Source organism: Candidatus Mycalebacterium sp., assembly GCF_977828045.1.
The window spans coordinates 30760-49241 of the sequence record NZ_CDWCUL010000002.1 but is presented as its reverse complement, the minus strand read 5'-3'; the positions used below and the strand labels follow the sequence as shown (position 1 = coordinate 49241).

Genomic DNA, 18482 nt, shown 5'->3' with positions numbered 1-18482 from the left:
GTTTTTTCGGGGTGACTGGACTTGAACCAGCGACCTCTGCGTCCCGAACGCAGCACTCTACCAATCTGAGCTACACCCCGCTTTTGTCTTTTCAGGGGAACAATCATAACGGATATAACATTTTTTCACAGTTGAAAAAGCAGTTTCCCAGCGTGATACATTTCTCAAAATGTCATCTCCCCGTTCAATTGGAATTTTTGATTCAGGCATTGGAGGACTCACGGTTGTCCGCGAGGTGGCAAAACTTCTGCCGCGTGAAAACATCGTTTATCTCGGCGATACCGCACGGCTTCCATACGGAACAAAATCCCGCGAAACGGTTGTTAAATACTCGCGTAAAAACGCGGATTTCCTTGTCTCAAAAGGCGTGAAATTTGTAATTGCCGCCTGTAACACCGCTTCGGCGTATTCAATGGAGGTTCTTTCGGACGAGTTGCCCGTTCCGGTTCTCGGTGTGATTGAGCCCGGAGCGAAAAAAGCGGCTTCAGTAACAAAAAACGGTAAAATTGGAGTCATCGCGACACCGTCCACAATCAGAAGCGGGAGCGTATTTGCGCGCTATTGAGTCCGAAAATTCATCGTTAGAGGTCGTCTCTCAGGCCTGCCCCTTGTTTGTTTCTCTTGCCGAAGAGGGGGTGCACGAAGGAGAAATTGCTATAAGTATTGCTCTTAACTATCTTAATCCATTGAAAAATCAGAGTGTTGACACAGTTGTTCTCGGATGCACGCACTACCCTCTTCTAAAAAAGACAATTTCCGGAGTTATGGGCGAAAAAGTAACGCTTGTTGATTCAGCGGAAGAAACTGCAAGGGAGGCAGAGGCGGTTTTGAATCAAAACGGGCTTTTGGAAACAAGCGGTGACGGCTCGCAGGAGTTTTATCTCACGGACGGCTCGGAAAGTTTTACGCAAATCGCCGAACGGTTTCTCGGAAGAGAGCCCGGGGGAATAGATGTTGTTGACCTGCCCTAGTTTGCGGCGGCATTTGCTTTCCGCCAGCGCAATTTTCTCAAAAACACCTCTCAATCAGCCAGAGCTTTTTTCAACTCTTCTGTGAGCGGCGGCAGAACCTCAAAAAGGTCTCCGCATATTCCGTAATCGGATTTCGCAAAAATCGGGGCTTCGGGATCTTTGTTGATTGAGACTATCACTTTCGAAGAACCCATTCCTGAAAAATGCTGAACAGATCCCGATATGGCAACTGCGATGTAAAGGGTGGGTGAAACCGCTTTTCCGGTCTGCCCGACCTGCATGTCGTAGGGGCAATATCCCGCATCCACCGCGGCACGTGTCGCTCCCGCCGCCGCGCCAAGCATGTCGGCGAGGTCGTATATATGTTTGAAGTTTTCCTCGCTACCGAGCCCCCTGCCGCCGGAAACAACCTTTTCCGCTTCGGTGAGTTCGGGCCTGTCGGACTCTTTTGTTTTCATCTCCACAAGTTTGATTTTGAGGTCGTCCGGAGCAATTTCAACATTCTCCTGCACGGTTTCACCCTGAACGGGCGCCTCTTCCTCTTTGAATGAGTTCGGGCGCACGGTCGCTATCATCGTGTCGCTTCCGTGAAAAGTTTGAGTGGAAATCGCGCGGCTTGAATGCGAGTAGCGGCTTATGACAAGCGCGCCGTCCGCGAAATCAACGCTGACAACTTCCATCGCGAGCCCCGAACCCGTGTTCGCCGCCACGCGGGGAATGTAGTCCTCGGAAAAAGAGCTGTGCCCAACGAGAACAATTGCGGGCGAATGTTTTTTGATGAGTTCGGAAAGCGTTTTTAAATAACTGTCGGGATTGAACTCTTTCAGGTGCTCATTTTGCGCCGTGTAGATTTTCTGCGCTCCGAATTTGCTCATCTCTTCGGGCTGCGCGGAAACCGAATCCGCCATCACAACGCCGCACAGAACCGCCCCGTCAAGTTTCGGCACGAGCGCGCGACGCGCTTCGGAGAGCGCTTCAAAAGTTACTTTTCTTATTGAACCGTCCAGTTTCTGGTCTGCCACAACCCATATTTCATTTGCCATTTTTTTGAAATCCTCCGTTTGATTTTGCGTGAGTCAGATGACTTTGGCTTCTTCCCTGAGCAGTTTGACTATTTCTTGAGCCGATTGTGCTATTTCGTCATTTTTAACCGTCGTTTCGTCCGACCCCTTGATGATTTTCAGTTTTCTCTCAATCTGCGGAACTTCAATTTTGATGGTCTTAACCCGTGAGCCGCCCTTGCCCACGTTCTCGCGCGCGATTCCAAGCGCGGCGAAATCAATGTCATCAAGCGAGACTTCCTGAACGGGTTTTTTCTTCGCCTTCATTATTCCCGGCAGAGACGCATAGCGCGGTTCGTTCATCGCGTCCGGACAGGTTATGAGAGCCGGCAACGGAATTTCAACGGTTGCACTTCCCCCGTCAACCTCTTTCTGACAAATCATTTTTTTCTCGTTGGGGTTTATCTCTATAACTTTGCTCACGAGCGCCGCATGCGGAATTCCGAGTTCCTCGGCTATCTGTATTCCGATTTGTGCCGATTCTTCGTCAATTACTTTCATTCCGGTGAAAATCAGGTCAATGTCTCCAATTTTTTTAATCTCGCTCGCCGCGACTTTGGCTATTGTATAAGGGTCCGTGTCCGCGAAACCATCGTCCTTGATGTGAACAGCCGAAGCCGCTCCCATGGCGAGCCCCTGCCTGATTGTTTCAATACTCCTCGCGGGACCGACCGACACTATTACCGCTTCACCCCCGTGTTTTTCAACCGTCTGAATCGCTTCTTCAACGGCAAATTCGTCGTAGGGGTTCATTATCCATTTAATCCCTTCCGGGTCTATTGAATCTCCGGACGCGCTCACCTTAATTTTGGCTTCGGTGTCCTGTGTTTGAGTTATAAAAACTACAACTTTCATTTTTCTCCTCTCTGTTGAGCCTTGTTTTCCGCGTGGAAAATGTTTGATAGAAACAAGTCTGCGGTTTATTATAGAGAATGACTTTTTGCTGTCAAGAACCGCGAAACTCAAGGGGTCCGAGAAGGAGTTTATGGACATAGCGGTCGGAAGCGACGAGAAGACCCATCTTACGGATTTTGTGCTGCGCTATCTTGAGAAACGCGGCGCGCGGGTCAAACTTTTCGGGCCTCTCGCGGGAGACGGCGCTGAGTGGACGGACGTTGCCGAATCTGTCGCGCGTGAGGTTTCAGACGGCAACTGCGAACAGGGCATACTTTTCTGCTGGACGGGAACCGGAGTTTCAATCGCCGCAAACAAGGTTCCCGGAATACGCGCCGCGCTGTGTGCTGATTCAGAAACCGCGTCCGGCGCAAGAAAGTGGAATGACGCGAACATCCTTGCGATGAGCCTGCGGAGCACTTCAACGCAAGTCGCCTCGGAGATACTTGGCGGCTGGTTCGGTTCAAATCCGGAAGAGAGTGAAAAGGCGAACATAGAAAAGGTTTCGCTGCTTGAGAGGAAGTATTTCAAAAAATGAAAAAAGATTTAAACATTGCGGTGGTGGGCGCCACCGGAGCAGTTGGGCGCGAGGTTCTTGAGATTCTTTCGGAGCGCAATTTTCCGGTCGGTAATTTAAAACTTTTCGCCTCAGAGCGTTCACGCGGCAAAGAGGTTGAGTTTTGCGGGCGTCCCTTCAAGGTTGAAGCGGTTGACCCCGGATGCTTTTCCGGAGTGGACATCGCCGTTTTTTCCGCAGGCGCTTCAAACAGCCGGGCTTACGCTCCTCAAGCGGTGAATGAAGGGGCGGTGGTTGTGGACAACAGCTCGGCGTTCAGAATGGATGATGAGGTTCCGCTTGTGGTGCCGGAAATAAATGGAAGCGCTCTGGACGCGATTCCGGAAAAACGCATAATCGCCAATCCCAACTGCACGACGGCGATTGCCTCCATGGCGCTCAAACCCATTCACGACGCGGGAGTGGTCAAAACTGTAATAGCAACTAGTTTCCAGTCTGTTTCAGGAGCGGGCGGCGGCGGAATTGCCGAACTTGAAAACCAGATGCGTGAGTGGCCCCGTGCCGTTAAAAGCGAAATTTTTCCGGCTCAAATATTGCTCAACATCATTCCTCAAATAGATGTTTTTCTTGACAATCAATACACGAAAGAAGAGATGAAATTTCACAACGAAATGAGGAAAATTCTGCAGGCGGACATCAAAGTAAGCGCGACCGCCGTGAGGGTTCCCGTTATGAGGGCTCATTCGATTTCAATGAGTATTGAGACTGAAAAACCGCTTTCGCCGGACGAGGCAAAAAGCGCGATTAACGATTTTCCGGGCGTTCAAGTTACGGCCGGAGACAGCTCCTACCCAACGCCGGTGGACTGCTCCGGCAGGGACGACTGTTTTGTCGGAAGAATACGCCACGACATAGTCGGGGAGAACCGCATCTGTTTGTGGGTTGTGGGAGACCAGTTGCGAAAGGGGGCGGCGCTTAACTCCGTTCAGATAGCGGAGCGAATCGCGGATGTTTTATAACACATCTTGATTTTACCGCGTCTGAAAATACAATGATTGATTATCCATCGTTTGCGGGAGTTATGTTTCCATGTTTTCCGGTTCACTTGTCGCTCTTATAACACCATTTAAAAAAAACCTTTCAGTGGATGAGTCCGCTCTTGAACGGCTGATTGAGTTTCACTCAGAAAACGGCACTCACGGGATTGTGTCGTGCGGCACCACCGGGGAGTCCGCCACTCTTTCGCACGATGAGCACAAAAGAGTTGTGGAAGCCACCGTCAAAATGTGTGCGGGCAGGTTTCCCGTAATTGCGGGGACGGGTTCAAACAGCACGGAGGAAGCCGTTGAACTCACGCGTTTTGCAGAAAAGGCGGGCGCAGACGCTGCTCTTGTTGTTGTTCCATACTACAACAAACCCTCTCAAAACGGGTTGTTCACACATTTTGGAAAAATCGCTTCAAAAACCTCGATTCCGATAATTCTCTACAATGTGCCCGGGCGGTCGGCGGCGAATCTTCTTCCGGAGACGGTCGCGCGCCTGAACGATAAATACAAAAACATCGTTGGGATAAAAGAGGCGTCCACAGTTGAGCAGGCATCAAAAATTATGCATCTGTGCGGCGGGGGTTTTACCCTTTTGTCCGGAGATGACTCGGTCAATTTTCCACTTCTTTCGCTTGGGGGCAAAGGGTCAATTACGGTTACTGCAAATGTCGCACCGGGGGACGTGGCAAAAATGCACACCCTTTATGCCAAAGGCGATGTCGCGGGTGCAAGGAAACTTCATTACAAACTTTTGCCTCTGAACGAGGCGATGTTTCTGGAATCAAATCCCGTTCCGGTAAAAACAGCGCTCGCTCTTATGAAAATGGATTCAGGGATTTTCAGATCGCCGCTGTGCGCTATTTCACCGGCTAACAAAAAGGCGCTCACGCGCGTTCTTGCTCAATACGGTTTGATTCAGGGGCGTGTTTGATTGCCGATTGACGGGCTTTCATACGAAACGGAAATTCGGGCTCACGGGCTTGTGCCGGCGGGTGTGGACGAAGCCGGGAGGGGCCCGATCGCGGGGCCCGTTGTTGCGGCGGCGGCGATTTTGCCCGAAGGGTTTTACTTTCCCGAAGTTGACGATTCCAAGAAACTTTCCCCCGCATGCAGAGAGATGATTTTCAACTCTCTTTCTTCGGACGGAGGGGTTGTCTACGCCACCGGAGTGGCGAACCCGCGCGAAATAGACGAAATCAACATACTCAGAGCCACTATCAAGGCGATGGAGCGCGCGGTCGCCGCCCTGGAGGTTTCTCCCGACTTTCTTTTGATAGACGGAAACACCGAAACATCTCTTTCGCTCAAACAACGCGCCATAGTCGGCGGAGATGGTAAGTGCATGTCAATCGCGGTCGCTTCAATTATTGCGAAGGTAACGCGCGACAGAATGATGAAGGATTTGCACGACAGGTATCCCGTTTACAACTTTTCCAAGCACAAGGGCTATCCCACCAGGGAGCACAGGAAGCTTGTTGAAACATACGGCGCCTGCCCGGAACATAGAAAAAGCTTCAAGTTAACGGGATAGCGCCTTGAAATCATACAAACTTTTCAATATCATAGTTTTGAAGCAATGAGCGGCGCACAGGAAGCAAAAAAACTCCCCGACAAACTTTACTTCAAAATTGGAGAAGTGAGTGAATATACGGGTTTGAAGGATCACACCCTTCGCTACTGGGAAAAAGAGTTTGAACAGATAAAAACGACCAGAAGGCGCAAACATCGCATGTATGACAGAGAGGCAATTTTTCTAATTCTCAGAATTAAGAGCATGCTTCACAAGGAAAACTACACAATTGAGGGCGCGAGAAAGAGACTGAAGCAGGGATTGCCTGTTTCCGATGGAAGACAGAGAGACAAGGAAATTTTCACTGCAGTTTTGGAAGATTTGGAGCAAATCCTCGGGCTTTTGGACGACAAACGGTTATAGGTTATAATGCCCTTTCAAATTAAATCGGGGCGTAGCGCAGTCTGGTAGCGCACCGGTCTGGGGGACCGGTGGTCATCGGTTCAAATCCGGTCGCCCCGACCATTTTTATATGCCAAGCGGTATTAGAATACTCATATCAAACGATGACGGGATAAACTCTCCCGGAATTACCGCCCTTGAAAAATCACTTTTAAATCTCGGAGAAGTGATTGTGGTCGCGCCCGACCGCGACAATAGCGCGGCGAGCCACGCATTGAGCCTTTCCAGACCTCTGCGGGTTGAGAAAATAGCGTCCAACAGATACAGCGTTGACGGCACCCCGACAGACTGCATAAACCTCGCCGTGAACGGTTTGATAGAGGGAAAAAGACCTGATTTGGTTGTTTCAGGAATAAACAAAGGCGCCAACGTGGGTGATGACATTACCTATTCAGGAACGGTCAGCGCGGCTATGGAAGGAGTTCTGTTGAGGATACCCTCTATCGCGGTGTCGGTTCCCGGGAAAAACAGTTTTATTTTTGAGCCCGCCGCGGACTACGCTAAAACGGTCGCCGAATTTGTTTTGAAAAATGGACTTCCAAAAAGCACCCTTCTCAATGTGAACGTTCCAAATATGCCCGCAGACAAAATAAAAGGCGTGAAGTTCACCAATCAGGGCAAAAGACACTACAACGAAAAGATAATCAAAAATAAGGATCCCAGAGGCAGAATCTATTACTGGATAGGCGGCGATGAACTCGCGTATCACAAAATTCCCAACACAGACATTGTTTCGGTTGTGAATGGCTGGATATCGGTAACCCCTATCAAACTTGACTTTACCGACTATTCGTATCTTGACACGCTCAACGAGCTGCACAAGGCGGATTTGAAAAAATGAATTTCCTCAAAAGCGTTTACCGCGCTTCGGTGGAAACTTTTTACAAGCCCGTGAATTTTGCGAGGCGTGTTTACGAAATGACTTTGGGATTGGCCTCAAAGCCATATGCCCAACACTCTCTCGCTGCGATTGCGTTTTTCGAGTCTTTTATCTTCCCCATTCCACCGGACTTTTTTCTGTTGCCGATGTATCTGGGCAACCCGGCTCGCGTGTTCAGGTTTGCCGCCATATGCTCAGTGTTTTCAGTGCTTGGCGCATGTGCCGGTTTTTTTCTCGGAAAGTTTTTATGGGGATTGACCAATGAGTGGTTTTTCAGTTTTGTTTTCAGTGAGCAGACATTCAATTTCGTTGCCGGCAAGTTCGATGAAAATGCTTTTGAGGCGATTTTGCTGTCAGCGGTTACTCCGATTCCGTTCAAGGTTTTCACCATTGCGGCAGGCGTTTTTAATATGAGTTTCGGCGCTCTTGTCATGGGGTCGGTTATTGGCAGAAGCGCGAGATTTTTTCTTCTGGCGGTGCTTGTATGGAAATTCGGAAGCGGCATCAAATCGTTTATTGAAAGATATTTCGGCATTTTGACACTTGTTCTCGCCCTTGTTCTTGTGGGTTTTTATTATTTTCTAAAATAATAAAAATAGTGAAAAACTCCAATTTCATGATTAAAATTGCTATGAGCAAATGTTGAAATCATTTGAAAAAAATAAAAATGACAGAAGGCGGTCAAGAAAAAGGCGTCTTATAGTGTCGCTAACCGCGGCATTGCTTTTTCATTTCCTCTTGTTGGTGTTCACGGGATTGAACCCGCTTTTTGTCGCCGTGCAGGTTCAGGAAAAAGACGATTTACTGCTTGAAATAACTGATTATGTGCCTCCGACCGAAGAGCCTCAGGACACGGTGGTGGAGAATCCAAAGGCGTATTCAACGAAATCGTACAATTCCCGCGAGGACAAGGTGAAATACGGAACTTACGGCGCCCCGTTCCCTTCCGCCTCCGCCCCGGTGTCCAAAAAAGCCGAAGAAAGCGAAGGCGATGCGGAGTATGTGTCGCATGACACACTTTCCGTTGACGATAGTTCCGTTCAGCAGTTGGTTAAAGCGGTTGCAGACGAAGAGCGGCGGAAAATCTATCATCAGCCCGAAGACCGCCGTCTCGGCAATGACGGGGACTACAGGGGGGACTCTGAGGAGAACAATTTCAGTGTTCTCGCGCCAACCGATAAATATATTTCCTACATTCAGAAATTCAGAAGCCGGGTTCAAAACGTTTGGAGGCCCCGGCGGGTTTCTTTCGGCGGTTCGGAAATATTTTCGGATATTTATACCGTTCTGCGTGTGGAGGTACGAAAAGACGGACAGTTGGAATTTGTTGAAATTTCGCGGTCTTCCGGAATAGCCGCCTTTGATCTTGAAGCGGTTAGAACCGTAAGAGACGCCGCTCCCTACAGCCCTTTTCCCGCGAGTTGGAAAGACGAGTCAACTTTTACTTTTACTTTCGGATTTAAAATAATTGACAACCTGGAACTTATGTAATTACGACCGCAGACTTGTTTTTACCTGTTCTCTTCTCAACTCTACCGACAACGTGCGCGCCTTCGCACCCCGTTTGCCGCAGTTTTTTCACAAGCGCGCCGGAATCCGCCGGACTGACACACAAAGTCATTCCAATTCCACAGTTAAAAACCCCGAACATATCATCGTCGCTCAAATTCGCGGATTCCCTGATAAGTTCAAAAATCGCCGGAATTTCCCATGAAGATTTTTCAAGAACCGCGATGCATTTTTCCGGCAGAGAGCGCGGAATGTTTCCGAGCAGTCCGCCGCCCGTTATGTGGGAGAGGCAATGGATGTCAAAACTCTCAAATGCCGCCCGGAGCGGGCGGGCGTAGATTTTTGTTGGTTCAAGCAGTTCGTCCGCGAGCGGGCGCGAAAGCCCGCGAGGTTTGGATTTAAGCGAAAGTTTCCGTCTCTGCAGAAGGGCTTTTCTCACAAGAGAGTAGCCGTTTGAGTGTATTCCACTTGATGGAAGCGCAATTATTTCATCACCCGCAACGGCGTTACTTCGTTCCATGTAGCGGTTTTTATCAACGATTCCCACCGCGAATCCGGCGAGGTCAAATTCATCTTTTTTGTAAAAACCGGGCATCTCCGCGGTCTCTCCGCCCAGCAGAGCGCATCCCGCATCCGTGCACCCGCGCGCGACTCCTTTGATAATCTCCGCCATTTTTTTAGCGTCAAGTCGCGCGGTCGCGATGTAGTCCAGGAAAAAAAGAGGCGTCGCCCTGCTGGTCAAAATGTCATTCACGCACATTGCCACAAGGTCAACACCAATGGTGTCCACCCTACCCGCGGCAAATGCTATTTTGAGTTTTGTTCCGACCCCGTCAGTGGCTCCGACCAGATACGATTTTTTGTCGGGGAGTAAGTAGGCGCCCGAAAAGCCGCCGTATGACTTCGGAACATTTTTGCCTTGAGTCGCTTGGACAAACGGCTTTATAAGACTGACAAATTTGTCTCCCTCTTTTGTGTTAACGCCCGAGCCGGAGTATGTCAGTTTTTTTTTCGCCATTGGCTTTTTCATCCCGCTACCACGGCAGTTTATTCATAAGCGGCGCGAGGGTTGGTCCGAAAAATGAGACTGTTACGATAAGAGTGATGAAGCCCGCTATGAAAAGAACGATGTTGGCGACAATCAGTTTTGTCAAGTTGTCAAGAAACCTGTCCATTCTTCAGTTTCCTCCGTGGTGCGAATTCGGTCCGTCAAAGAAAGGATCTCCAAAAGGTATAGCGGGAAACCTGTTCAGGAAAAACAAAACAGCGCAGAGAAAACTTCCGGCAAAACCAAGAGTAATCAAAATCTCATACGTTGAAATTTGTAACGATGATGAAAGTGACGGCGTAACAAGCAGGAATTTATCCATCCACAGCCCGCACAGAAACACCGTTGATATAAACACCGCGATAGGTGTTACGATTTTATGCGTTCTCGGCATGAATGACACAAACGGAAATATGAAACAGCATGTAAGAACCGCCCATGCAAGAGTCCGGAAAGGCTCTTCGGCTATTCTTTTGATAACAAAACCCGTTTCTTCGGGCATGTTCGCGTACCAGATGGGCAAAAGCTGGGAAAACATAAGGTAAGCCCACAGAAGAGCGAATCCGTTAAGCATTTTCCCGATGTCCCAGAAGTGGTAGTCGTTGAGATAGTTTTTGAGATTCAGATAACGCGAAAGAGCCGCCGAGACAACTATGGTCATTGCCACCGCCGATATAAGCCCTCCCATGAAGTAGTATGGCCCGAACAGCGTGCTGAACCAATGAGGGTCAAGTGACATCATAAAATCCCACGAGAACAGACTGAACACAACTGCGTAAGAGCCCACTATGTAAGGCGCGAGTTTTTTGATGCGGGCAAAATCGGTTTTTGAAGGGTCAATATCAAGAAGCAGAGAGCCACGAACATATTTGTATGTTAAAAACAGCATAAGCGCGAACCCTAAAAGATTTCTTAGAATAACAAAGGGCATGCTGAGCCACACGTCTTTCGGGGCGTGGTAGTGGTGATCCGCATAGGGAAGGACATGCTCGGAGCCAAGAAAAATAACAATCAGCAACAGCATTGAGACGGGAAGAAAAGAGCTGAATGATTCGCTTATTCTGAGAAAAGACCTGCCCCATCGCGCGTTTGTAATTCTTAAAACACACGAAAATATGACGCCGCCCTGAGCGACTGCCGTCCAAAAAAGAAAATTGATAAGCAAGACGCGCCACGCTCCGGCGGACTGTTCATCCGAAATCGCGGCAAGTGCGAACGCAAGTGCGCCGGCCACCCCGATGCCGCCGAGAAACAGCAAAACCCATTTGGGAACACGTCCGGTTTTACCCATTACGTCTTGCGCCGCATCAATTTTTTCCATTTTCTCTCCCTTGTCTGTTTTCTTTTTCTTTCTGCAAATGCCTTACATAGTTGACCACATGCCATGCGTCATCAGGGGAAGTCATGTTTTCCGAGTAAGCGGGCATCATCACCTTTCCGCCATACATTATGTAGGCGTAGATGTATCCGTCTGTCCGCGCCACGACTCCCGGCGCCGTGAGGTCAACCGGATAAAACCCGTGCCCTTTTTGAATGATCAGCCCGTCTCCCCTTCCTTTGGCCCCGTGACACGAAATGCAGTTGTAGGAAAAAAGTTCTTTGCCTCTCCGAACGGACCGGTCGGTCGGCGGAACGGGTGACTTCGCGACCGTTTCCACCTCTTCCCTTGTCATTTTTGGCGGCGTTTTATCGTTCACGGATTTTTGCGGATGAAGCACCGGCTTTTCATAAGGGTCAACCGATGGTTGAACCCACATATCAAGCGACCACGGAAAAGAAAAAGCGTTGTCCGCAGCGAACAGAACACAAGCTGCGAAAACCGCCGCATGCGCCAACAGTTTTACGCTATGCGGAATCAAACTTGACCTCCTCCGCTCCCCCGGAAAGCATAATTTCGCGCGCGGCGAGGGTTGTCTTCTCATCGGGGCAAACTACCATCAGACCGAATTTGTCATCGGAAAATCTGGGGTCATACATTGTAACGGGAACCCTTCTGCGCAAAAGAGAGTTGATGAGCAGCCCCATCAGGGTCGCGAGCGCGCCTATAAGAATTGTAAGTTCAAATATGATCACCATAAACGGCAGTATGGAAACCACGGGTTTCGCGCCGACCTGAATAGGCCAGTCGCTCGCGGTGATTGTTGTGAATGCCACGCCGGACGCTCCGCCGAGTAGCGCCCCTATGAGGGTGAAAAACCGCACAGGGCTTTCGGGCTCGCCAATGATTTCCTCAATCTCATGGCTTGGAACCGGCGAGAAAACCCTTATGTTACGGAAGCCCTTTTCTTTCAGGGTCTTCAGACAATCCACAAGCGTATCAAGATGGCCGTAGACCCCGAGCACTCCCTCTTGTTGTTTTTTACTCATGCCCGTTTTCTCCATTTTTTTTGCGCGGAACAGGAAGCATTTCCTTAATCTCCGCTATTGCGATGGGGGGAAGAGTTTTCAGGAATATCAGAAAGAACATGAAAAACCATCCGAAACTGCCCATTGTGATACCGGCTTCCACCCATGAAATTTTGTAAACGCCCCAAACTGCGGGGTCGAAATCGCGCGAAAGAGAAATTACGATTATGTTGAAACGTTCAAACCACATTCCTATGTTTATAAGGATTGAGATGACGAACAGAATCGCCAAATTGTGGCGAAACCTCTTGAACCACAGAAGAATCGGAACCGCCACATTGCAGATCACCATCGTCCAGTAGAAAAGCGCATATTCTCCGACCGCCCTGTATACAAACTGGTCCCATTCAGCGGGAACTCCGCTATACCACGCGAATAGAAACTCCACGCCGTACGCATATCCGATTATCAGAGAAGTGAAAATTATCAGTTTCGCCATTCCGTCAAAGTTTTCCATCGTGATGTAATCCTCAAGATGGAAAATCTTCCGTATCGGTATGGCGAGGGTTATCACCATCGCGAGCCCTGAAAAAATTGCTCCGGCGACAAAATACGGTGCGAATATGGTTGTGTGCCAGCCGGGAAGACTTGCCATTGCAAAGTCCCAGGACACAACGCTGTGAACCGAAAGAACAAGGGGAGTCGCAAAAGCGGCAAAATACAGATACGCCCTTGAGTAGTGCAGCCATTCCCAGTTTGAGCCCTTCCAGCCGAGCGAAAGAAGCGAGTAAATGATTTTGCGCGGTCTCCCCGTTACCTTGTCCCTTATCGCTGCGAGGTCCGGAATCATTCCGACAAAGAAAAAAATGGAACTGACCGTAAGGTATGTGCTTACGGCGAAAACGTCCCACAAAAGGGGCGATTTGAAATTGACCCAAAGCTCACGCTGGTTGGGATACGGAAAGAGCCAATAGAAATTCCACGGACGCCCGAGGTGGATTATCGGGAACAGTCCCGCGGTCAAAACCGCGAAAACAGTCATTGCTTCAGCGAGGCGGTAAATGGATATTCTGAACCTTGCCCTGAAAAGGAAAAGCACGGCGGAAATCAATGTTCCCGAATGGGCTATTCCAACCCAGAAAACAAAGTTCGTTATGTATATGCCCCAGAAAACCGGATGGCGAAAACCCGCCACTCCGAGTCCCGTGTAAACTTGATAAAGGAAGGAAAACAGCCCTATACCGACAAAAAACAGAGCCGTGCCGAACAGCAACGCCCATTGTCCGGAAGGTTTTTCTAAAATCCTTACAACGTCAGCCGTAACTTTTGAATATGTCAGCCTGTTTTGTTTGTTTTCCACTTTGCCGAGCCGTTTGCCCCGTCTTACGACTGAATAACCTTTTTAAGATATGTAACCGCAGGTTTTGTGTTTATTTCTTCAAACAGTTTGTAGCCCCTCTCGTCATGAGACGACACCGAGACCCTGCTCTGCTCGTCCAGCAGATTACCGAACTCTATGGCGCTTGTCGCACAGGTCTGCTGACACGCCGTCATTACGTCTCCGTCTCTTACGCCGCGCCCTTCATCTTTTGCCGTGTCATGAGCGCTTCTTATCCTCTGGACGCAGAAACTGCATTTTTCCATAACTCCCTTCGTTCTCACCGTAACATCGGGGTTGAACTGCCAGTTAAGCGGCTCGGGCACTTTGTATGAATACCAGTTAAACCGCCTGACTTTGTAAGTGCAGTTATTGGCACAGTATCTTGTGCCCACGCAACGGTTGTAAATCATTCCATTCAAGCCCTCGTGGTTGTGGTAGGTCGCAAAAACGGGGCATACCGGCTCGCAAGGGGCGTTGCCGCAATGCTGGCATGGGACCGGAATAAACCGCGCCGTTACTTCACCGTTCGGGTTTTTTTCAAAAAATCTGTCTATTCTCAGCCATGCCATATCTCTGCGCCGTGCGACCTGTTCCTTGCCGACAAACGGAATATTGTTCTCCGCATAACACGCCGTTACGCACGCGCCGCAACCCGTGCATTTGGAGAGATCAACCGACATTCCCCATCTGTATTCCTTGTATTTCAAGTCCGGGTAAAAATCAGGGTGATGCTCATCTTGATGCCCATTGTCTTTGTGCCCGAGGTCGTGAATATCAACCGTTCGCGCCACGCCTCTGTCTTCCTGAGATGTTGTGTATTGTGTGCGCACAAGCAGAGAGTCTTTGCCGGTTGGTGTTACTTTTACCTTTGTGGAAAACCACGCATAGCCGCCGGAAAGCACATCGGATGCCGGAGACATTATCTTCATCGGGCTTACCCCTCTGTCTTGCGCGTATCTTCCGTATTCTTCGTGCCCCTGCCCGATTGGAATCGCCACTGTGTTGGAGGATATTCCCTCATTGACAAACACCTGCGTTTCAACCGCACCGAAAGGAGATTCAATTTTTACAAAAGAGCCGGTCCGAACTCCCATTGCTTCCGCCGTTTCAGGGTTGAGTTCCGCCCATGAATCCCACACAACCGAAGTGAGTGAGTCGGGCAGTTCCTGCAACCAGGGTTTGTTGGCTCCCCTGCCGTCGTAGAGTTTTGCGGACGGGAAAGGCATGAGATACATATCTCCGTCTCCATGAAAATCCGCTTCCCTGCCGGAGAATGAAAACAGCCTCATTCTTCCCGAAAGAGCGGTTTTCCCTCCGGAGAGCGCCATGGGCACTCCCCCTTTTTTGAGCGTCTCGCTCCAGAAGGTTTCAAAAGGCGTTCCGGGAGAAATCTCCGTGCCCAGTCGTTTCCAATACTCCCTCATAAAAGAGTAGTAGTCCGTAACCGCAAATAGATCCGCAGTTTCTTTCATCTGCTTGCTGACCGAAATTATTACGTCTCCGGACGCTTTGGTGTTAAAAACTCTTGAAACCGCCGGCTGGGTTATGCCGTGAAAACCCGCCCGCGCCCTGAAATCGCCCCAACTCTCAAGGGTATGGTTGTCCGGCATAACAAGCGAACACATCTGCGTGGTTTCATCCATAAACGGCGAAAAGCTTACGGTGAACGGAACCTTTTTCATCGCTTCGGCAAATCCCGCGGATTGCGGAAGAGAGAACACCGGATTTGAGCCTCTGATAATAAGCGCGGCCACCTTGCCGTTTTGCATGTCTTTGATGAGTGCGGTGATTTCCTCATATGAGGTTGAACTCGAAATCGCGAGCGTGTCCGCAAAATTGATTGTTTCGTTCAGGTTGCCTGAAAGGTAGTTAAGTATGTTGATGGCGACAAGCAGTTCGGTCGCGTTTGAAGCGGTTGTCGCCGCGCCGCCGCCGATTGCCAGACTCTTTTTTGAAATCATCTCTTCGGCGATTTCGTTGATGGTTTCAACGGGAACGGATGTTTTCTCCGCGACTTTTTCGGGCGTGTATTGCCGTACCAGTTGGCGCAGGTAGTCTTCGGCTTCGGTTTTCCGGGACATTACGTTTGCTATCGCGAGGGCCAGATAAATTTCCGTTCCGGGGTTGATTTGAATCATGCGGTCGGCGTTCGCGCCCGTCATTGACATTCTGGGCTCAACCTGAACAACCTTGCCGGTTTTGCCTTTTTTGACTTCGCGCAAACTGCCGAACCCTTTGCCGTTGTATATCGGCGAGAGCCAGGTTTCAAGGAAGTCCACCCCGAAAGAAAGCAGGTATTCGGCTTTGCCTATTTCGTAGGAAGGTATGGAGTTTAAGCCGAAAACAATCTCGTTCGCTTTTTTAATAGGTTCATGTGAAAAGGTTTCATAGGAATATTTCCTTGCCCCGATTGCGCCCGTCCAGATGTTCAGCAGCTCGCCATACGACCCCGCCGACACTCCGTCGAGATACACTACGCGCCGTCCCTTCCCCTGTGAAACGAGTTCTCCAATTTTTTCGGCAACTGTTTTCTCCGCGTCTTTCCAGGTGACGGGGCGGAATTTTCCGCTTTCGTTTTTCGCGAGAGGGGACTTGATTCTGTCCGGATTGTAGAGCCCCTGAAGTGCGGCTTGCCCTGAAGCGCACAAAGCGCCCGAGTTTATGGGGTTGTCGGGGTCGCCCTCCATTTTAATGGCACGCCCTTCCCTTGTTTTTACAATCACTCCGCATCCCGCCGGACATTCGCGGCAGGTGCTTGAATAGTAGTCGGGTATTCCCGGAATGGTGTTTTCGGGCGGAATGACATACGGAATAATCTGCTCAACCGGCTCAGGCGAACACCCGCCTGACGCCGCCGCGACACCGCCCGTCACACCGATTACTTTCAGGAAATCCCGTCTGGTTATTCCCTGTTTGCCGTTTTCGTTTTTAATTTCGTCAGACACTTTTTTCCTCCGTCAGGCGCCCCCTTTTAATGGTGGCAAGTTAAACAGTCCTTCAGCTGCCTTTCGTGGTATTCATCGCGGGCGTTCTGCTCATGACACGATATGCAGAATCCCATATTGAGCCGCTCCGTTTTTCTTACCACGTCCATTTTTTCAACCTCGCCATGGCAGGTTGCGCACTCAATACCCTGTTTGATGTGGCGCTTGTGGGTGAACTGAACATACTCGGCCATCGGCGAGACTTTTATCCAGGGAATCGGCTCTTTTCTGTCCCAGTATTCCCGCACCTTATCTATTTCTCCGCGTATGTTGATGACCGTGCCGTCATCGGCTTTATACTCAATGTTTCTGCCCCTGATTTGTGAATGACACCCCATGCATTTTTGAACCGAGGGAATACCCGGATGGGTGGACACGTCCACATAACTGTGGCAGGTCCGGCACTCTATTTTATTGTCTCCGGCATGGATTTTGTGACTGAAAAGAACAGGCTGTTCAGGTCCCTTTTCCGCCGCCGCGCTTTGCTGTAAAAGAGAGACGGAAGCGAGCCCGTAGATTACAAGAAAAAATGTGACAGTTGCTCTCATCTGCGGGTGTAAAGTCTTTGTTTTGAAATCTTTTCAACTCCGCCACTCAGTCACGCGCGGCAAATGCGGTAAATTAACACACTTGCCCCGTGTGTCAAATAGCCGTTTTTCTTCACGCAGGCGGGGGTTTTTCATCAAGTGAACCTAATAAATCCGATGTGAAAAATGACCGGCAATTACGCCCAACCAAAGAGTCCGCTTTTCCGCCTTCAACATCCAGCCCGTCAAGAAAAGGTATGATGCCGGCAATTTTTTGCCCCCGCTCCCTGAGATAAATCAGATTGGTTTCCTCGCACACGTTTTTCCCTTGCGGATATCCACAGATTACGATTCCGGCAATTTCAAGGTCTCTGGCCCTCGCGGCTTCAACCGTCAAAAGCGTGTGATTGATTGTTCCGAGCCCCGCCCGTGCGGCGATAAGAGTTTTGAACCCCAAATCCGAAGCGAAATCCGCCATTGAATAGTCTTTTTTTACCGGAACAAGCAGCCCGCCGGCGCCTTCAACAATCACCGCATCATGAGTGGCGGATTCGGACTCAACAATTTCCAAAATCCCGCCGATGTCAAAACTGGTGTTTTCAATCTCCGCCGCAACCATGGGGGCAAGTGGTTCTTTGAGGCAATACGGACTTGAAACCGAAGGGGTGAACGGTTTGCCCATCGCGCGGTGAACAAAATCCGCATCCGTAACATTTTCGCCCAAACAGCCGGTTTGAAACGGCTTAATCATTGAAACCGTTTTCCCGGCTTCCATAAAACAGCGTGCGAGCGCCGCACAGACAACGGTTTTTCCCGCACCCGTGTCGGTTCCGGTAACAAAAAAACGCGGTTTTTCGCTATTTGGGGTTTGTTCCCGCAAAATGTTAGAGGGAAAGTTCTTCGATTTTGTTGAGGATTTCACCACCGTGGGCGTGGGTGTCAACCTTTGTCCAAATGTGCCGTATTTCCCCCTTTCCGTCCACCAGAAAGGAGACGCGGCGTGCGCTGTTTGACGGGCTTACAACTCCGTAGGCGTTGATAATTTTTTTGTCTTTGTCGCTGATGAGCGTGTAGTTGAGTTTTTGCCTGTCTCTGAATCCCTCGTGGGATTTCACGCTGTCCGTACTGATTCCCAGAACCGTTATCCCTTTTTTAGCGATGCGGCTTTCAGTGTCCCTGAGTGAGCATGCTTCGCGCGTGCAACCCGGGGTATTGTCTCTGGGGTAAAAACACAAAGCCGCTCCGCCACCGGCAATGATGTCCGAAAGCGAGACTTTTTCGCCGCCGTAGGTTTCCGCTTCAAACAGCGGCGCAGAGTCTCCTATTTTGAGTTTGTCTGACACGGT

22 protein-coding genes and 2 tRNA genes are annotated in these 18482 nt (G+C 49.8%); 11 read left to right on the top strand and 13 right to left on the bottom strand.

Annotated features, from left to right (window positions below; all coding sequences use genetic code 11):
• Positions 1–6: 6 nt before the first annotated feature.
• Positions 7–80: transfer RNA gene (locus ACY430_RS00310), tRNA-Pro, on the bottom strand.
• Positions 81–169: 89 nt separating this feature from the next.
• Between ACY430_RS00310 and murI the strand changes: the two genes are divergently transcribed.
• Both murI and ACY430_RS00300 read left to right on the top strand, forming a co-directional pair.
• On the top strand, positions 170–565 hold the full coding sequence (murI, locus tag ACY430_RS00305; RefSeq protein ID WP_462136913.1) for a glutamate racemase: 396 nt from the start codon (positions 170–172) through the stop codon (positions 563–565).
• 121 nt (positions 566–686) lie between these two features.
• Complete coding sequence (locus tag ACY430_RS00300; protein WP_462136912.1) at positions 687–971, top strand: hypothetical protein; 285 nt, start codon at positions 687–689, stop codon at positions 969–971.
• Between the two features lie 50 nt (positions 972–1021).
• On the opposite strand, the gene ACY430_RS00295 is transcribed toward ACY430_RS00300, so the two are convergent.
• Together ACY430_RS00295 and ACY430_RS00290 are read right to left on the bottom strand one after the other, a co-directional pair.
• Complete coding sequence (locus ACY430_RS00295; protein ID WP_462136911.1) at positions 1022–2014, bottom strand: electron transfer flavoprotein subunit alpha/FixB family protein; 993 nt, start codon at positions 2012–2014, stop codon at positions 1022–1024.
• A 33-nt stretch (positions 2015–2047) separates the two neighbouring features.
• Entirely contained in the window at positions 2048–2887 is an 840-nt protein-coding gene (locus ACY430_RS00290; protein WP_462136910.1) for an electron transfer flavoprotein subunit beta/FixA family protein, read from the bottom strand.
• Between the two features lie 85 nt (positions 2888–2972).
• On the opposite strand from ACY430_RS00290, the gene ACY430_RS00285 reads away from it, so the two are divergent.
• The 9 genes from ACY430_RS00285 (at position 2973) to ACY430_RS00245 (ending at position 8832) form a co-directional block, all read left to right on the top strand.
• Positions 2973–3464, top strand: coding sequence for an RpiB/LacA/LacB family sugar-phosphate isomerase (locus ACY430_RS00285; RefSeq protein WP_462136909.1), 492 nt, complete (start codon positions 2973–2975; stop codon positions 3462–3464).
• Positions 3461–4462, top strand: coding sequence for an aspartate-semialdehyde dehydrogenase (locus tag ACY430_RS00280; RefSeq protein ID WP_462136908.1), 1002 nt, complete (start codon positions 3461–3463; stop codon positions 4460–4462). The genes ACY430_RS00285 and ACY430_RS00280 overlap by 4 nt, the downstream gene beginning before the upstream one ends.
• Positions 4463–4532: 70 nt before the next feature.
• The gene (dapA, locus tag ACY430_RS00275; RefSeq protein WP_462136907.1) at positions 4533–5420 is read left to right on the top strand and encodes a 4-hydroxy-tetrahydrodipicolinate synthase; all 888 of its coding nucleotides are present in this window, start codon (positions 4533–4535) and stop codon (positions 5418–5420) included.
• Positions 5421–6020: a ribonuclease HII gene (locus ACY430_RS00270; RefSeq protein ID WP_462136906.1), complete on the top strand. Its 600-nt coding sequence runs from the start codon at positions 5421–5423 to the stop codon at positions 6018–6020.
• A 45-nt stretch (positions 6021–6065) separates the two neighbouring features.
• Positions 6066–6422, top strand: a complete 357-nt coding sequence (locus ACY430_RS00265) for a MerR family transcriptional regulator (protein WP_462136905.1) — start codon at positions 6066–6068, stop codon at positions 6420–6422.
• Between the two features lie 25 nt (positions 6423–6447).
• Positions 6448–6524 (top strand) — tRNA-Pro (locus ACY430_RS00260).
• 7 nt (positions 6525–6531) lie between these two features.
• Entirely contained in the window at positions 6532–7302 is a 771-nt protein-coding gene (gene surE / locus ACY430_RS00255) for a 5'/3'-nucleotidase SurE (RefSeq protein ID WP_462136904.1), read from the top strand.
• Complete coding sequence (locus ACY430_RS00250; RefSeq protein ID WP_462136903.1) at positions 7299–7931, top strand: YqaA family protein; 633 nt, start codon at positions 7299–7301, stop codon at positions 7929–7931. The genes surE and ACY430_RS00250 overlap by 4 nt, the downstream gene beginning before the upstream one ends.
• Before the next feature lie 166 nt (positions 7932–8097).
• Positions 8098–8832, top strand: coding sequence for a TonB family protein (locus tag ACY430_RS00245; protein WP_462136902.1), 735 nt, complete (start codon positions 8098–8100; stop codon positions 8830–8832).
• Here the strand turns inward: ACY430_RS00245 and purM are convergent.
• The 10 genes from purM to ACY430_RS00195 all read right to left on the bottom strand — a co-directional run bounded on the left by purM (position 8825) and on the right by ACY430_RS00195 (position 18479).
• Entirely contained in the window at positions 8825–9868 is a 1044-nt protein-coding gene (gene purM, locus ACY430_RS00240) for a phosphoribosylformylglycinamidine cyclo-ligase (RefSeq protein ID WP_462136901.1), read from the bottom strand. The two genes, ACY430_RS00245 and purM, sit on opposite strands and share 8 nt — an antisense overlap.
• A gap of 16 nt (positions 9869–9884) precedes the next feature.
• A complete protein-coding gene (locus tag ACY430_RS00235) occupies positions 9885–10025 on the bottom strand; it encodes a hypothetical protein (protein ID WP_462136900.1) in 141 nt (46 codons plus the stop codon).
• A 3-nt stretch (positions 10026–10028) separates the two neighbouring features.
• Positions 10029–11219, bottom strand: coding sequence for a hypothetical protein (locus ACY430_RS00230; protein WP_462136899.1), 1191 nt, complete (start codon positions 11217–11219; stop codon positions 10029–10031).
• Entirely contained in the window at positions 11206–11757 is a 552-nt protein-coding gene (locus ACY430_RS00225; protein WP_462136898.1) for a c-type cytochrome, read from the bottom strand. The genes ACY430_RS00230 and ACY430_RS00225 overlap by 14 nt, the downstream gene beginning before the upstream one ends.
• Positions 11744–12265, bottom strand: a complete 522-nt coding sequence (locus ACY430_RS00220; RefSeq protein WP_462136897.1) for a DUF3341 domain-containing protein — start codon at positions 12263–12265, stop codon at positions 11744–11746. Before ACY430_RS00220 ends, ACY430_RS00225 begins: the two co-directional genes overlap by 14 nt.
• Entirely contained in the window at positions 12258–13604 is a 1347-nt protein-coding gene (gene nrfD, locus ACY430_RS00215; protein WP_462136896.1) for an NrfD/PsrC family molybdoenzyme membrane anchor subunit, read from the bottom strand. Before nrfD ends, ACY430_RS00220 begins: the two co-directional genes overlap by 8 nt.
• Before the next feature lie 23 nt (positions 13605–13627).
• On the bottom strand, positions 13628–16570 hold the full coding sequence (locus tag ACY430_RS00210; protein WP_462136895.1) for a molybdopterin-dependent oxidoreductase: 2943 nt from the start codon (positions 16568–16570) through the stop codon (positions 13628–13630).
• Between the two features lie 26 nt (positions 16571–16596).
• Positions 16597–17157, bottom strand: a complete 561-nt coding sequence (locus tag ACY430_RS00205) for a cytochrome c3 family protein (RefSeq protein ID WP_462136894.1) — start codon at positions 17155–17157, stop codon at positions 16597–16599.
• A 112-nt stretch (positions 17158–17269) separates the two neighbouring features.
• Positions 17270–18058, bottom strand: coding sequence for a dethiobiotin synthase (gene bioD / locus ACY430_RS00200; protein ID WP_462136893.1), 789 nt, complete (start codon positions 18056–18058; stop codon positions 17270–17272).
• Positions 18021–18479: a peroxiredoxin gene (locus ACY430_RS00195; RefSeq protein WP_462136892.1), complete on the bottom strand. Its 459-nt coding sequence runs from the start codon at positions 18477–18479 to the stop codon at positions 18021–18023. The genes bioD and ACY430_RS00195 overlap by 38 nt, the downstream gene beginning before the upstream one ends.
• Positions 18480–18482: the final 3 nt, after the last annotated feature.